Genomic DNA, 13,209 nt, shown 5'->3' with positions numbered 1-13,209 from the left:
ACCGAGGGCGAACCCTAGAGGCTGACCCCGACCGTCACCGGTTCGTTCACCAGCGTGATCCCGAAGGTCTCCCGCACTCCGGCGACGACCTCGCGGGCGAGCGCGAGGAGGTCCTCGGTGGTCGCTTCGCCGCGGTTGGTGAGCGCGAGGGTGTGTTTGGTGGAGATGCGGGCGGGTCCGGGGCCGTACCCCTTGCTGAAGCCCGCCTTGTCGATGAGCCAGGCCGCGGAGGTCTTGGTGTGCCCCTCCCCCGCCGGGTAGGCGGGCGGCTCCACGCCCTCGCCGAGGTGGGCGCGCACGCGCGCGTGGAACGCCGCGAACTGGTCGTCGGTGAGGATCGGGTTGGTGAAGAAGGATCCGGCCGACCAGGTGTCGTGGTCCTCGGGGTCCAGAACCATGCCCTTGCCGGTACGGAGCTTCAGCACGGTCTCGCGGGCGGCGGCCAGGGGCACGCGGTCGCCGACCTCGACGCCGAGGGCGCGCGCCGTCTCGGCGTACTTGATGGGCGCCGAGAGCCCGTCCGCGTCCTCCAGCAGGAAGCGGACGCGCAGGACGACATGGCGCTCGGGGTCGGCCTTGAAGCGGCTGTGGCGGTAGGAGAAGGCACAGTCGGAGCTCGGGATGACCACGGTCTCGCCGGTGCGGCGGTCGTACGCGATCACCTCGGTGATCGTCGAGGAGATCTCCTGGCCGTAGGCGCCGACATTCTGAATCGGCGTGGCGCCCGCGGAGCCGGGGATTCCGGCGAGGCACTCGATCCCGGCGAGCCCGGCCTCGACGGCGCGGGCGACGGCGTCGGTCCACACCTCGCCGGCGGCCAGTTCGAGCGTGCCGCCGACGAGCTCGAAGCCCTTCGTGGCGATGACGAGTGCGGTGCCCGCGAAGCCCTTGTCACCGATGACCAGGTTCGATCCACCGCCGATGAGCAGCAGCGGGGTGCCGGCGGCGTCCGCCTCGCGCACGACGTCGATCACCTCGGCGTCGGTGGTGGCGGTGACCAGGCGGGTGGCGGGGCCGCCCAGCCGGAAGGTGGTGAACGGGGCGAGGGGGGCGTCGTGGAGTTCCTGCACGCGCCCAAGACTACGAGACGGCACTGACAGCCCCGGCACCCATGGGGAGCGCCGGGGCCGATGCGCGCCACGCGCGCGTGCCGTTCACGTCAGCCTCCGGAAGGCTTCCTTCCAGTCCAGCGGGAGTTCGTCGCTCGACACCTGCCAGGTGGCGAACTTGACGTCCCGCATCTGCGTGGACAGGCCCTTCGAGGTCGGGGCATGGGTGCCCGAGCGGGCGAAGTCCTTGAGCGCCGCCGGTGACTCCCAGGCGGACAGCGTCCAGAAGATCCGCTTGAAGGGCTCGGCCTTGAGGGAGGCCCCGTACGCGCCGGGCGCCCGGCTCACCTGCCACCACACGCCCGGCGTGCGGGCGAGGAAGCGGAGCGCTCCCCAGAGGGTGCGGGTCTCGAATCGGGAGGCGAAGACGTGGACCTCGGCGCCCCGCGGTGCGGGGTTCGGGACGGTCCAGGGAAGAGTGGGCATGACTGCTCCTCATGGTCCGGGATTCGGGTGCGATCAGGAGGCCGGGTGGGGTGGGTCGGATCGCTCGGATCGACGGCTCAGTGCGAGGCGGTCTCCAGCACTCGCTCCGGCCCCTGCTCGGTCGGGCTCACATCCGTGCCGCCGTGCCGGCGCGACGGGATCAGCAGGGCCGCGATGCCGGCGAGCGCCACGACCCCGGCGCCGGTGACCAGGGCGGGCTGCAGGCCGTCGACGAAGGTCTGCCCGGTCTCGTAGCCGCCCTGCGCGGAGAAGATCGACCCCATGACCGCGATGCCGAGCGCGCCGCCGACCTCACGCAGGGCGTTGTTGGCTCCGGAGGCGATGCCCTGCTCGGAGGCGTGGACGCTGGACATGACCAGGTGGGAGGCCGGGGCGAAGAACAGGGCCATGCCGACGCCGCTGATGATCAGGCCGGGCAGCTGGGCGGCGTAGGAGACGTCGACGGTGACCACGGACGCCAGGTAGGCGAGGCCTGCGGCCTGGAGGAACAGGCCGGTGGCGACGACGGGCCGGCCGCCGATCCGGTCGGCCAGGATGCCGGCGATCGGCGCGACGAGCATGGGCATGCCCGTCCACGGCAGCATCCGCAGCCCCGCCTCGGTCGGCGAGTAGCCGAGCACCCCCTGCATGTACTGGCTGAGCAGGAAGATCGACCCGAACATGCCGAGGAACATCAGCATGCTGGCGGCGTTGATCCCGGAGAACGCCCTGCTGCGGAACAGGCGCATCGGCAGCATGGGGTTCTTGGCGCGGGTGCTGTAGAGGACGAAGCCGACCAGCAGTGCCCCTCCGGCGAACAGGCCGGTCAGGACCAGGCGTCCGGTCCAGCCGTCGGCGGGGCCGCGCACCAGGCCGTACACGATCCCGAAGAGTCCGCCGCTGGCGAGCAGGGTGCCGGGGATGTCGAGCCGGGCGCCGGTGCCGTAGGACTCGGCCAGGCGCAGTCGGGCGAGCGGCAGCAGCGCGATGCCCAGCGGAACGTTCAGCCAGAAGATCCACTGCCAGGAGATGTGCTCGGTGAGGCTGCCGCCGATGAGCGGCCCGGACGCGATCGCGAGCCCGTTGACGGCACCCCAGATGCCGTACGCCATCCCGCGCTTGGCCGCGGGCACGGCCGCCGTCAGCAGGGTCAGCGTCAGCGGCATCATGATCGCCGCACCGGCGCCCTGCACCGCGCGGGCGGCGATCAGGGAGTCGATGCCGGGCGCGAGGGCCGCGGCGGCGGACGCGACGGTGAAGATCGAGATGCCGACGAGGAAGAGCCTGCGGCGGCCGAAGCGGTCGCCCAGGGCCGCGCCGAACATCAGCAGGACGGCGAAGGTGAGTGTGTAGGCACTGACCGTCCACTCCAGGTCGTGCAGCCCTCCGCCCAGGTCCTCACGGATGGACGGCAGTGCGGTGGTGACGACGAGGTTGTCGAGCGCGGCCATGAACCCGGCGACGCTGGTGATGACCAGGGCCCATACGGCCCCGCCCGGGCGGCCTGTCGGCGCGTCCTGATCGGTGTGGTGTGACATCGCTCCCCCTGAGTGATGCGTTCCGGTTCTATGGATAGTTATCAATCACTAACTTTTATGGCCGCAAAGGAACAGGGCAGACCTCGCTACCCCACCCCTACGGGCGCTTCCCGTCCCGCCCCGCCGGATCCATGCCCGCCCAGACCCGGTGGTCGGACGGGAATCCCATGGCCACCAGGCAGTTGATGAGCATGCCGTACGCCATGAAGGTCGTCGTCTGGCCGGCGTCCGCCCCCGAGGGCAGATGGACGGTGTCCCACAGGCGCGTCCAGCCGGCCCGCACGGCCTCGCCGAACTCACGGTCGCCCTCCTGCTCGGCGGCCGCCACGGCGAGATACATCTGCATCTGCATCATCAGCCGCTCGGGCTGCTCCGAGACGATCTTCCGGTACGCGTCACCCATGGCATGCAGGGCCTCTTGACCCTCCAGCCCCTCCGAGGCTTCGGCGAACATCCGGATCGTGTCCTCCACACAGCGTTCTGCCGCCGCGAGGAAGATCGCCTTCTTGCCCGGGAAGAGCCGGAAGAGATACGGCTGCGAGACACCGACCCGCTTGGCGATCGCCTCGGTCGAAGTGCCGTAGTAGCCGCCACGGGCGAACTCGGTCATCGCCGCGCGGATGACGCTCTCGCGCCTCTCCTCTGCGCTCATCCTGGCCATGCAAGTAAGTTAGTACTCAATCACTAACTAGGTCAAGGGGACGCAGGAGGATGGGCCGGGGGGCGAGGGGGAGGTGCAGGCGTAAGGGGCGCCCCACCAGGGAGTACGCCCCTTACATCACGGCACGCGCGTGTCACATCACGGCACGCGCGTGCCGTTCACGCCAGCTGTACGACCGCCCGCGACATCCCGAGCACCTTCTGCCCGGCGCTCTTCACGAGCAGGTCCACGCGGACCCTGTTGTCGTCGAGCTTGGCCGCGACCTTGCCGCTGACCTCGATCGTGGCGCCCAGGTCGTCGTTCGGCACGACGACGGGCCTGGTGAAGCGGACGCCGTACTCGACGACCGCTGCCGGGTCTCCGGTCCAGTCGGTGACCACACGGATCGCCTCGGCCATGGTGAACATGCCGTGCGCGATGACGTCCGGCAGCCCGACCTCCTTGGCGAACTTCTCGTTCCAGTGGATCGGGTTGAAGTCCCCCGACGCGCCCGCGTACTGGACAAGCGTGGCGCGGGTCACGGGGAAGTTCTGGGCGGGCAGTTCGGTGCCGACCTCGACGTCGCCGTATGCGATCTTCGCCGTCATCGTCCTCAGGCCTCCCCGTCTTCGGCGTCCGCCCCACGGGCCACGAGCTTCGTCCAGGCGGTCACTACGTGTTCGCCGGCCTCGTCGTGAACCTCGCCGCGGATGTCCACGATCTCGTTGCCCGCCATGGACTTGACGGCCTCGATGGTGGAGGTGACGGTCAGTCGGTCTCCTGCGCGCACCGGGCGGGTGTAGGCGAACTTCTGGTCGCCGTGCACCACCCGGCTGTAGTCCAGGCCCAGCTGGGGGTCCTCGACGACCTGTCCTGCGGCCTTGAAGGTGATCGAGAAGACAAAGGTCGGCGGCGCGATCACATCGGAGTGGCCGAGCGCCTTGGCGGCCTCCGGGTCGGTGTACGCCGGGTTGGTGTCCCCCACGGCCTCCGCGAACTCGCGGATCTTCTCCCGACCCACCTCATAGGGGTCGGTGGGCGGGTAGCTCCGCCCCACGAAGGACTGGTCGAGCGCCATGGCCCGGTACCTCCTGCTGTCTGCCTGGTGTCTGCTCTGGGTGGCCCGTAGCCGGCCGGAACCGACCGGTAACCGGGCCTGAAACGACGCGAGGCCGCCCCCACTGTCGGGGGCGGCCTCGCGTACGAGCCTGATTTATCGCGTCTCGCGGTGCGCGGTGTGCGCATTGCAACGCGGGCAGTGCTTCTTCATCTCAAGACGGTCCGGGTTGTTACGCCGGTTCTTCTTGGTGATGTAGTTCCGCTCCTTGCACTCCACGCAGGCCAGCGTGATCTTCGGGCGGACGTCGGTGGCAGCCACGTGAGTGCTCCTTGACGAACGGGTGGGAATGAATTAACGCAAGCAAGAGTAGCCGATCGAAGGACCGACCCCGCAATCGGCTACTGTCAGTAGCGGTGACCGGACTTGAACCGGTGACACAGCGATTATGAGCCGCTTGCTCTACCGACTGAGCTACACCGCTGTGATGCGATCGGTTCCCGCCTTGCGACGGAAACCTCACACACCAGAGCCCCAATACGGAATCGAACCGTAGACCTTCTCCTTACCATGGAGACGCTCTACCGACTGAGCTATTGGGGCGAGCGATGAAGACATTACACGCTCAGCGGCCGTTCACCCAAATCCGTTTCACGGGCCCTGGCTGCGGCCGATCGGCGGACCGCACCCCCGTCTCGCGGGCCACCGCGGCACCGCGGAACGGCTCCCGTTCGGCGGACCACACCGGTACGACTATTGCGCTCCTGCGAGCCAAGTCCTGGCCGTCACCCTAGGCTCGACTCACTCTGCGTGATCTTGTCTCTGGAGCACGATGCCCGACAGCAACCCCCAGCCACCGCACTCGTCGTCCCCGTCGGGCTCGTCCGGACCGGCCGAGCCAGGTGCTCTGCTGCTGTGCGGGGCTCGGCTCACCGACGGCCGGACCGTGGACGTACGGCTGGACGGCGGGCGCATCGAGGCGGTCGGCACGGCCGGGAGCCTGGCGGCGGGCACGCGCGCGTGCGGCACGCGAGTGGACCTCGGCGGCTATCTCCTCCTGCCTGCCCCGGCCGAACCGCACGCCCACGGCGACACCGCGCTCTCCGCCGACGAGGGCGGACCGGTCTCCTACGACCCCCATGACGTCCAGCGCCGGGCCACCGAGGCCGCCCTGCTCCAGCTGGGACACGGGGCGACCGTGCTGCGGGCACATGTGCGCGTGGACGAGATCCAGGAGCTGAACGCGCTCGCCGCCGTGCTCCAGGCCCGGCGTTCGCTGCGCGGGCTCACCGAGTTGACGACGGTCGCCATGCCCCGGCTGCTGACCGGGGTGGCCGGGGCCGACGGGCTCGCGATGCTGCGGGACGCGCTGAAGATGGGCGCGTCGGTGGTCGGCGGATGCCCCGACCTGGACCCCGATCCGACGGGTTATGTCGAGGCGGTCCTGGAGGTCGCCTCCGAGCACGGCTGCCCCGTCGATCTGCACACCGACGCCACCGACCCGGCCCGTCTGTCCCGCCTCGCCGCGATGGCCGGCGGACTGCGCCCAGGAGTGACACTCGGCCCGTGCGGCGGCCTGGGCCGCGTGCCCTCCCAGGTGGCCTCCCGCGCCGCGGACCAGCTCGCCGCGGCCGGGGTGACGGTGGTGTGCCTGCCGCAGGGCGGCTGCGGGGGCGTGGAACGACGCACCACGGCGCCCGTACGGCTGCTGCGCTCCGCCGGCGTGCGCGTCGCCGCCGGAAGCGGAGCGATGCGGGACGTGTCGAACCCGGTGGGCCGCGGGGACCCGCTGGAGGCCGCCTACCTGCTCGCCTCACGCCACGGGCTGCGCCCCGAGGACGCGTACGACTGCGTGAGCGCATCGGCCCGGGCGGCGCTGGGGCTGCCCGAGGTGCGGGTGGAGGCGGGATTCCCGGCCGAGTTGCTGGCGGTGCGCGGGGACCGGCTGGCGGGGGCGCTGTCACTGGCGTACAGCCGGATCGTGGTGCACCGGGGGCGTGTGGTGGCGCGGACGAGCGCGGTGCGGGAGTACTGCAACTCGGCCGTGGCCTCGGAGTTGGGGCTGCCTCGGCAAGGGCGCGGGGAGTTGTCGTGAGGGGTGGTTTGCGGCAGGGGTGGTTTGCGGCAGGGGTGGGGCCGTGGCGGAGGTACGCGGGTGGCGCACGCGCCCGGCGTACGCGAATGAGGTGCACGCCCCCAGAGGTGTGAGGCGTGGCTGAAGTCGTGCGGCGGATGCGGCTGTCCGGGCGTACGGTCGGAAACATGCGCATTGTCATCGCTGGTGGTCATGGTCAGATCGCGCTGCGGCTGGAGAAGCTGCTCGCCGCGCGCGGAAACGAGGTCGCGGGAATCATCCGCAAGGCGGAACAGGGCGACGACCTGCGGGAGGCGGGCGCCGAACCCCTCCTGCTCGACCTGGAGTCGGCCTCGGTCGAGGAGGTAGCGGCCCATCTCGAGGGCGCGGACGCGGCGGTCTTCGCGGCCGGCGCGGGTCCGGGCAGCGGAACGACCCGCAAGGACACGGTGGACAAGGGCGCGGCGGTCCTGTTCGCCGACGCGGCGGTCCGGGCGGGCGTACGGCGCTTCCTGGTCGTGTCGTCGATGGGCGCGGACCCCCGGCACGAGGGCGACGAGATCTTCGACGTCTATCTGCGCGCCAAAGGCGCGGCCGACGAGTACGTCCGCGGCCAGGACGCCCTGGACTGGACGATTCTGCGCCCCGGCGCGCTGACGAACGACGCCGGAACCGGCCAGGTGCGACTGGAGGCCCACACCGGCCGCGGCCCGATCCCGCGCGACGATGTGGCCGCCGTACTGGCGGAGTTGCTCGACACCTCGGCGACGGCCGGCCTGACACTCGAACTGATCAGCGGCTCGGCCCCGGTGTCGGTGGCGGTGAAGTCGGTGGCAGGGAACTGAGGATGGAGCCCGAGGGGGTTCGCGCCGCGCGGGAGGCGCTGTTGCGCCGCATGTACGAGGTCTTCTCGACGGACGAGCGAGAGACCTTCATGCAACGGTGCCTCGCCCCCGACGTGGACTGGCCGAACGTGCTGGACGGAGCCAGGCTGCACGGCCGCGAGGCGGTACGCGCGTACTGGGCACGGCAGTTCGCCGCCGGCCACCCCCTCGTACGGCTGGAGGGGCTGCGTCCGGACAGCGACGGCGAGGCCGTGGTCGCGACCGTACGGACCGGGATGCGTGACGCGTCGGGTGAGCGGTGGGCCGAGGAGACGGTCGAGCATGTGTACCGGTTCGACGCGGACGGGCTGGTGGCCCGGATGGATGTGCGGGCGGGCGGCTAGGCGTTCAGAACAGCGGCAGCTGCCCCGGGAACTCGGGCACCACGTACCCGTCCAACGCGGGCTGCGCGGCCCCGAGTTCCGCCAGTCGCCGCGATCCGGGGCACGACACGAGCTCCCCGCTCCCCGCGCGCCCGGCGGGTCATGCCGTGCGAACCGACCGGCGACGACGGCGATCTCGCGCCGGCACTCGGGGCAACTTCTGCGACGCGTGCTCATGGAGCCAGTGTGCCCGGGGCACGTCTCCGGAACGCGAAAACCCCTCCGCGCTACGTTTCCGTAGATCGGAGGGGTTTCCCCAATGTGGCGGCGCCAGGATTCGAACCTGGGAAGGCTGAGCCGGCAGATTTACAGTCTGCTCCCTTTGGCCGCTCGGGCACACCGCCGGGGTTGCTGCCGTTCGAACCGCGCTTCGGCGGTGCTCCCTGGCAACGACGTAAACAATACCCGATGTGTAGGGGTGCTTCGCCACCCGATTGATCGCCTCCCGGGGGACGAGGGGTGGCTAGGCTTGTCCGGATGCGGACCGGGGCCTGCCCCGGGCTCGGCGGCCACCCCCACGCCCGCCGATACGCACCTCACACGCACCCCGATACAAGGAGCCACAGGACATGGCCGACTCCAGTTTCGACATCGTCTCGAAGGTCGAGCGGCAGGAGGTCGACAACGCCCTCAACCAGGCCGCCAAGGAGATCTCGCAGCGCTACGACTTCAAGGGCGTGGGTGCCTCGATCTCGTGGTCCGGTGACAAGATCCTGATGGAGGCGAACTCCGAGGACCGGGTCAACGCCGTCCTCGACGTCTTCCAGTCCAAGCTGATCAAGCGCGGGATCTCCCTGAAGGCCCTGGACGCGGGCGAGCCCCAGCTCTCGGGCAAGGAGTACAAGATCTTCGCGTCGATCGAGGAGGGCATCTCCCAGGACAACGCGAAGAAGGTCGCGAAGATCATTCGCGATGAGGGCCCGAAGGGCATCAAGGCCCAGGTGCAGGGCGACGAGCTGCGGGTCAGCTCGAAGAGCCGGGACGACCTCCAGGCCGTGATCGCCCTGCTCAAGGGCAAGGACTTCGACTTCGCGCTGCAGTTCGTGAACTACCGGTGATCAACTGACCGGCCGAGCGGCTGATCACCGGCGGACCGCCCCGCTGAGTCAGCTCCACGAGGAAGGGTGGGCACCCGGTGCGGGTGCCCACCCTTCTCGCCTGCTGGCCGCGGTCCGGAGATCAGTTGCGCGAGTGGCCGAACAGGAGGCGGTAGACGATCAGAAGCACGAGGGAACCACCGATCGCCGAGGCCCATGTCGTGCCGTCGTAGAAGTCCTTGGTGATCGGGTGGTCCAGCCAGCGGGACGAGATCCAGCCGCCGATGAACGCGCCCGCGATGCCGATGAGCGTCGTGCCGATGAAGCCGCCCGGGTCGCGGCCCGGCAGCAGGAACTTGGCGATGGCCCCGGCCAACAGCCCCAGAATGATCCAGCTGATGATCGTCATGCCCTGAACCTGCCCCTCCGCGCTGTGCCCGCACTGTTCCGGCACTGTGATTTCGGGCGCGTTTGTTCGTGCTCTGTTGATGAACAGGACGTCACGGGGGCGGCCCTCGGTTGCAGCGATCAGTAAGGTTCCGGCCATGACACGCTCCGGCTCCGCCTCGTCCGAGCTGCGGCGCACCCTGGGAGTCGGGGATGCCGTGATGATCGGGCTCGGCTCGATGATCGGGGCGGGGATCTTCGCCGCACTCGGCCCCGCGGCGCGCGCGGCCGGGTCCGGGCTGCTGCTCGGGCTCGCGGTCGCGGCCGTGGTCGCCTACTGCAACGCCACGTCGTCGGCGCGGCTGGCCGCCCTGTATCCGGCCTCGGGCGGCACGTATGTCTACGGACGCGAGCGGCTCGGGGAGTTCTGGGGCTATCTCGCGGGCTGGTCCTTCGTGGTCGGTAAGACGGCCTCCTGTGCGGCGATGGCGCTCACCGTGGGCACGTACGTCTGGCCGGGGCAGGCGCACGCGGTGGCGGTCGCGGCCGTGGTGGCGCTGACCGCGGTGAACTACGGCGGCGTACAGAAGTCCGCCTGGCTGACGCGGGCGATCGTGGCGGTTGTCCTGGCTGTCCTCGCTTCTGTGGTGGTCGTGTGCCTGGGCTCCGGGGAGTCCGATGCCGGGCGCCTGGACGTCGGGGCCTCCGGGGGCGTGGGCGGGGTGCTTCAGGCGGCGGGGCTGCTGTTCTTCGCGTTCGCCGGGTACGCGCGGATCGCGACCCTCGGCGAGGAGGTACGGGACCCTGCGCGCACCATCCCCCGGGCGATTCCGCTGGCCCTGGGCATCGCGCTGGCGGTGTACGCGTGTGTGGCGGTCGCTGTCCTCTCTGTTCTGGGGTCGGACGGTCTCGGGGACGCGAGCGCGCCGCTGGCCGACGCGGTACGGGCGGCCGGGGTGCCGGGGTTGGTGCCCGTGGTGCGGGTGGGTGCGGCCGTCGCCGCGCTCGGCTCGTTGCTCGCCCTCATCCTGGGCGTCTCGCGGACGACCCTGGCCATGGCCCGCGACCGGCATCTGCCCGGCGCCCTGGCCGTCGTGCATCCGCGTTTCCAGGTACCCCACCGGGCCGAACTCGCCGTGGGTGCGGTGGTCGCCGTCCTGGCCGCCACGGTGGACGTGCGGGGCGCGATCGGGTTCTCCTCCTTCGGTGTGCTGGCGTACTACGCGGTGGCCAATGCGTCGGCCTGGACGCTCGACTCGGCGCTGACTTCGCGCGTCGTGCCGGCGGTGGGGCTTCTCGGGTGCGTGGTGTTGGCGTTCTCCCTTCCTGGGATCTCGGTTGTTGTCGGTGCGGGTGTGCTGGCGGTCGGCGTGGGTGCGTATGGCGTGCGGCGGTGGGTGGCTGCGCGGCGGGGAGCGCGGGGCGGATAGGTCAATCGTTGTTGGGGGGCGGGGCGACAGTCCAACGGAGTAGGGGCGCGGCTTGCGGTTGGGCCGGGCGGGACGGCTGCCGGACCGCAGGGCACGTCCGCAGGACACGACCGGTCAGGACGCCTGTGCCGCCGTCGTGCGTATGCGGAAGTCGGCCCAAGGCGGCATCTCCGGCTCCTCGTTCATCTCCTCGTACCACCCCCGGCCGTCGACCCACGCGCAGAGCCACTCCGTGAGGCTGGGGGCGTCCACGTACCACGCGTGGTCGGCGTCGTCGGCGTTCGGTTCGAAGAGCAGGACGGTGGCCTGTGCGCTGCGGCAGTCCACGCACGCGTACATCGCACAGCCCCAGTGGGATATCGGCAGGACCCCCTCGGGCCAGGGCCAGTCGGGGTCCTTGCGGGCGCCCTCGCGGTTGGCGAGGTACTGCGTGACGGCGGCGGGCTCGCCGGACGGAGGGCTGTCGAGCAGGGGCAACAGGCCGTACTCCGGTCCGAATCCGCCGTCCCCTATACGCAGGTAGAGATCGGCGAGCAGCGGCGGCAGGCGGAAGCCGAGGGCTGCCTCGGCACGGGTCACGGTGGCCGTGTCCACGGGCTCGGGGAGCGAAGTCCAGCCCCACGGTCGGGTGTTGCGGGCCTTGTCCGCCACCCTCGTCAGCAACTGCTCGATCTCGGTCATGCATTCATGATGCAAGCCGCCACTGACAATCGGCCCGGCCTGTGGACAACCACCCGATTGTGGATAACCACGGTCGGGTCAGGACCTGCAGCCCCGCGCCGCTCGGCTACCAGTTCCCGGCGAACGGCTGGTCCGTCGGCACGATTTCGCGGCCCAGCGGGAACAGCGACACCGGGATCAGCTTGAAGTTGGCGATGCCGAACGGGATGCCGATGATCGTGACACAGAGGGCGATGCCGGTGACGATGTGGCCGATGGCGAGCCACCAGCCCGCGAGGACCAGCCACAGGACGTTGCCGACGCAGGAGGGGGCTCCGGCGTCGCGGCGCTCGATCGTGGTGTACCCGAAGGGCCACAGGGCGTAGACCCCGATACGGAAGGCCGCGATGCCGAACGGGATGCCGATGATGGTGATGCACAGCAGCAGGCCCGCGAGCAGGTAGGCGAGGAACAGCCAGAAGCCGCTCAGGACGAGCCAGATGACGTTCAGGATGGTTTTCACTTGGGGCCTGCCATCCTCTCGAGTCGGGCAATACGCTCCGCCATGGGCGGGTGGGTGGAGAACATCTTGGAGAACCCCTGACCTGGACGGAACGGGTTCGCGATCATCATGTGGCTGGCGGTCTCGATGCGCGGCTCGGGAGGCAGCGGAAGCTGCTTGGTGCCGGCGTCGAGCTTGCGCAGGGCGCTGGCGAGGGCAGCCGGGTCGCCGGTCAGCTGGGCGCCGGACGCGTCGGCCTCGTACTCTCTGGACCGGCTGATCGCCAGCTGGATGAGCGTGGCGGCGAGCGGCCCGAGGATCATGATCAGCAGCAGGCCCAGGATGCCGGGGCCGTCATCGTCATCGGACCGGCCGATCGGGATCAGCCAGGCGAAGTTGACCAGGAACATGATCACCGACGCGAGGGCGCCGGCAACCGACGAGATCAGGATGTCTCGGTTGTAGACGTGGCTCAACTCGTGGCCGATGACACCGCGCAGTTCGCGCTCGTCGAGGATGCGCAGGATTCCCTCGGTGCAGCACACGGCGGCGTTGCGCGGGTTGCGGCCCGTCGCGAACGCGTTCGGTGCCTCCGTCGGGGAGATGTAGAGGCGCGGCATCGGCTGGCGGGCCTGGGTGGAGAGATCACGGACCATGCGGTACAGCCCAGGGGCCTCGAACTCGCTGACCGGACGGGCGCGCATCGCGCGTAGCGCCAGCTTGTCGCTGTTCCAGTACGCGTACGCGTTCGTGCCCAGCGCGATGACCACCGCGATGACGAGCCCCATGCGGCCGAAAAAGCTGCCGATGACGATGATGAGTGCGGACAGTCCCCCGAGGAGGACTGCGGTCCTGAGCCCGTTGTGCCGGCGGTGCACGGTACGCCCTCCAAGTGGTGCGGCAGGGGAACCCTTTGCTGGTCGATCTCCGATGCCACTGGTGCCGTGGTGTCACGTCCCCAGTGGACCCTTCTGTACTGGTCAACGCCAGGCGAGGGCCGCGGGTTCCCTTGTGCGTACGGCGGCGGGCGTGGGCCGTACGGGTGAGTGCGCCCGCGCGCGTGAGGTTCGGTCCTCCCACGC

General features: G+C 70.2%; 16 protein-coding genes, 3 tRNA genes and 1 pseudogene. 5 read left to right on the top strand and 15 right to left on the bottom strand.

From position 1 onward, the window contains the following. Positions 1-14 precede the first annotated feature (14 nt). From ACFQ6S_RS40155 to ACFQ6S_RS40115, 9 genes are all read right to left on the bottom strand, one after another. The gene (locus ACFQ6S_RS40155; RefSeq protein WP_383420583.1) at positions 15-1,070 is read right to left on the bottom strand and encodes a UDP-N-acetylmuramate dehydrogenase; all 1,056 of its coding nucleotides are present in this window, start codon (positions 1,068-1,070) and stop codon (positions 15-17) included. 84 nt (positions 1,071-1,154) lie between these two features. Then, positions 1,155-1,535 carry a DUF3291 domain-containing protein gene (locus ACFQ6S_RS40150; protein WP_383420581.1) on the bottom strand — a complete coding sequence of 127 codons (381 nt, stop codon included), beginning with the start codon at positions 1,533-1,535 and terminating at the stop codon, positions 1,155-1,157. A gap of 77 nt (positions 1,536-1,612) precedes the next feature. Further along, positions 1,613-3,073: an MFS transporter gene (locus ACFQ6S_RS40145; protein WP_383420579.1), complete on the bottom strand. Its 1,461-nt coding sequence runs from the start codon at positions 3,071-3,073 to the stop codon at positions 1,613-1,615. Between the two features lie 97 nt (positions 3,074-3,170). Then, the gene (locus ACFQ6S_RS40140) at positions 3,171-3,734 is read right to left on the bottom strand and encodes a TetR/AcrR family transcriptional regulator (RefSeq protein WP_383420577.1); all 564 of its coding nucleotides are present in this window, start codon (positions 3,732-3,734) and stop codon (positions 3,171-3,173) included. A gap of 158 nt (positions 3,735-3,892) precedes the next feature. Next, positions 3,893-4,321 carry a MaoC family dehydratase gene (locus tag ACFQ6S_RS40135; protein WP_383420575.1) on the bottom strand — a complete coding sequence of 143 codons (429 nt, stop codon included), beginning with the start codon at positions 4,319-4,321 and terminating at the stop codon, positions 3,893-3,895. A gap of 5 nt (positions 4,322-4,326) precedes the next feature. Next, positions 4,327-4,791, bottom strand: a complete 465-nt coding sequence (locus ACFQ6S_RS40130; RefSeq protein ID WP_383420574.1) for a MaoC family dehydratase N-terminal domain-containing protein — start codon at positions 4,789-4,791, stop codon at positions 4,327-4,329. Positions 4,792-4,926: 135 nt separating this feature from the next. Then, positions 4,927-5,091, bottom strand: coding sequence for a 50S ribosomal protein L33 (gene rpmG, locus ACFQ6S_RS40125; RefSeq protein WP_003948671.1), 165 nt, complete (start codon positions 5,089-5,091; stop codon positions 4,927-4,929). Positions 5,092-5,181: 90 nt separating this feature from the next. Continuing rightward, positions 5,182-5,254, bottom strand: a tRNA-Met gene (locus ACFQ6S_RS40120). Positions 5,255-5,300: 46 nt separating this feature from the next. After that, positions 5,301-5,373 (bottom strand) — tRNA-Thr (locus ACFQ6S_RS40115). 229 nt (positions 5,374-5,602) lie between these two features. Between ACFQ6S_RS40115 and ACFQ6S_RS40110 the strand changes: the two genes are divergently transcribed. The 3 genes from ACFQ6S_RS40110 (at position 5,603) to ACFQ6S_RS40100 (ending at position 8,072) form a co-directional block, all read left to right on the top strand. Continuing rightward, positions 5,603-6,865: an amidohydrolase family protein gene (locus ACFQ6S_RS40110; RefSeq protein ID WP_383420572.1), complete on the top strand. Its 1,263-nt coding sequence runs from the start codon at positions 5,603-5,605 to the stop codon at positions 6,863-6,865. Positions 6,866-7,032: 167 nt separating this feature from the next. Further along, on the top strand, positions 7,033-7,689 hold the full coding sequence (locus tag ACFQ6S_RS40105) for an SDR family oxidoreductase (protein ID WP_383420570.1): 657 nt from the start codon (positions 7,033-7,035) through the stop codon (positions 7,687-7,689). Between the two features lie 2 nt (positions 7,690-7,691). Continuing rightward, positions 7,692-8,072, top strand: coding sequence for a nuclear transport factor 2 family protein (locus ACFQ6S_RS40100; RefSeq protein ID WP_383420568.1), 381 nt, complete (start codon positions 7,692-7,694; stop codon positions 8,070-8,072). Between the two features lie 4 nt (positions 8,073-8,076). Here ACFQ6S_RS40100 and ACFQ6S_RS40095 read toward each other — a convergent pair. Both ACFQ6S_RS40095 and ACFQ6S_RS40090 read right to left on the bottom strand, forming a co-directional pair. Next, positions 8,077-8,288: pseudogene (locus ACFQ6S_RS40095) on the bottom strand (hypothetical protein). 85 nt (positions 8,289-8,373) lie between these two features. Further along, positions 8,374-8,455 (bottom strand) — tRNA-Tyr (locus ACFQ6S_RS40090). A gap of 225 nt (positions 8,456-8,680) precedes the next feature. On the opposite strand from ACFQ6S_RS40090, the gene ACFQ6S_RS40085 reads away from it, so the two are divergent. Next, positions 8,681-9,169: a YajQ family cyclic di-GMP-binding protein gene (locus ACFQ6S_RS40085; protein WP_383420566.1), complete on the top strand. Its 489-nt coding sequence runs from the start codon at positions 8,681-8,683 to the stop codon at positions 9,167-9,169. Positions 9,170-9,290: 121 nt separating this feature from the next. Here the strand turns inward: ACFQ6S_RS40085 and ACFQ6S_RS40080 are convergent, their stop codons facing one another. After that, positions 9,291-9,557 (bottom strand): GlsB/YeaQ/YmgE family stress response membrane protein, encoded by a 267-nt coding sequence (locus tag ACFQ6S_RS40080; protein WP_383420564.1) that lies wholly within the window; start codon positions 9,555-9,557, stop codon positions 9,291-9,293. A gap of 136 nt (positions 9,558-9,693) precedes the next feature. On the opposite strand from ACFQ6S_RS40080, the gene ACFQ6S_RS40075 reads away from it, so the two are divergent. Further along, on the top strand, positions 9,694-10,965 hold the full coding sequence (locus ACFQ6S_RS40075; protein WP_383420562.1) for an APC family permease: 1,272 nt from the start codon (positions 9,694-9,696) through the stop codon (positions 10,963-10,965). Between the two features lie 114 nt (positions 10,966-11,079). On the opposite strand, the gene ACFQ6S_RS40070 is transcribed toward ACFQ6S_RS40075, so the two are convergent. From ACFQ6S_RS40070 to htpX, 3 genes are all read right to left on the bottom strand, one after another. Then, positions 11,080-11,646, bottom strand: coding sequence for an SMI1/KNR4 family protein (locus ACFQ6S_RS40070; protein ID WP_383420560.1), 567 nt, complete (start codon positions 11,644-11,646; stop codon positions 11,080-11,082). Between the two features lie 106 nt (positions 11,647-11,752). Continuing rightward, entirely contained in the window at positions 11,753-12,148 is a 396-nt protein-coding gene (locus ACFQ6S_RS40065; RefSeq protein WP_383420557.1) for a YccF domain-containing protein, read from the bottom strand. Next, on the bottom strand, positions 12,145-13,005 hold the full coding sequence (gene htpX / locus ACFQ6S_RS40060; protein WP_383420555.1) for a zinc metalloprotease HtpX: 861 nt from the start codon (positions 13,003-13,005) through the stop codon (positions 12,145-12,147). Before htpX ends, ACFQ6S_RS40065 begins: the two co-directional genes overlap by 4 nt. Between the last annotated feature and the right edge of the window lie 204 nt (positions 13,006-13,209).

Source organism: Streptomyces sp. NPDC056479 (genome assembly GCF_042795335.1).
In the GTDB taxonomy this organism is placed as follows: domain Bacteria; phylum Actinomycetota; class Actinomycetes; order Streptomycetales; family Streptomycetaceae; genus Streptomyces.
This window is presented reverse-complemented; position numbering and strand designations above follow the sequence as displayed.

What these genes read in the sequence shown, in the direction of transcription:
- ACFQ6S_RS40140 (WP_383420577.1), bottom strand. Translation starts at nt 3,734, where the DNA reads ATGGCCAGGATGAGCGCAGAGGAGAGGCGCGAGAGCGTCATCCGCGCG.
- ACFQ6S_RS40105 (WP_383420570.1), top strand. Translation starts at nt 7,033, where the DNA reads ATGCGCATTGTCATCGCTGGTGGTCATGGTCAGATCGCGCTGCGGCTG.
- ACFQ6S_RS40150 (WP_383420581.1), bottom strand. Translation starts at nt 1,535, where the DNA reads ATGCCCACTCTTCCCTGGACCGTCCCGAACCCCGCACCGCGGGGCGCC.
- ACFQ6S_RS40110 (WP_383420572.1), top strand. Translation starts at nt 5,603, where the DNA reads ATGCCCGACAGCAACCCCCAGCCACCGCACTCGTCGTCCCCGTCGGGC.
- ACFQ6S_RS40145 (WP_383420579.1), bottom strand. Translation starts at nt 3,073, where the DNA reads ATGTCACACCACACCGATCAGGACGCGCCGACAGGCCGCCCGGGCGGG.
- ACFQ6S_RS40075 (WP_383420562.1), top strand. Translation starts at nt 9,694, where the DNA reads ATGACACGCTCCGGCTCCGCCTCGTCCGAGCTGCGGCGCACCCTGGGA.
- ACFQ6S_RS40085 (WP_383420566.1), top strand. Translation starts at nt 8,681, where the DNA reads ATGGCCGACTCCAGTTTCGACATCGTCTCGAAGGTCGAGCGGCAGGAG.
- ACFQ6S_RS40080 (WP_383420564.1), bottom strand. Translation starts at nt 9,557, where the DNA reads ATGACGATCATCAGCTGGATCATTCTGGGGCTGTTGGCCGGGGCCATC.
- ACFQ6S_RS40130 (WP_383420574.1), bottom strand. Translation starts at nt 4,791, where the DNA reads ATGGCGCTCGACCAGTCCTTCGTGGGGCGGAGCTACCCGCCCACCGAC.
- ACFQ6S_RS40070 (WP_383420560.1), bottom strand. Translation starts at nt 11,646, where the DNA reads ATGACCGAGATCGAGCAGTTGCTGACGAGGGTGGCGGACAAGGCCCGC.
- ACFQ6S_RS40135 (WP_383420575.1), bottom strand. Translation starts at nt 4,321, where the DNA reads ATGACGGCGAAGATCGCATACGGCGACGTCGAGGTCGGCACCGAACTG.
- ACFQ6S_RS40100 (WP_383420568.1), top strand. Translation starts at nt 7,692, where the DNA reads ATGGAGCCCGAGGGGGTTCGCGCCGCGCGGGAGGCGCTGTTGCGCCGC.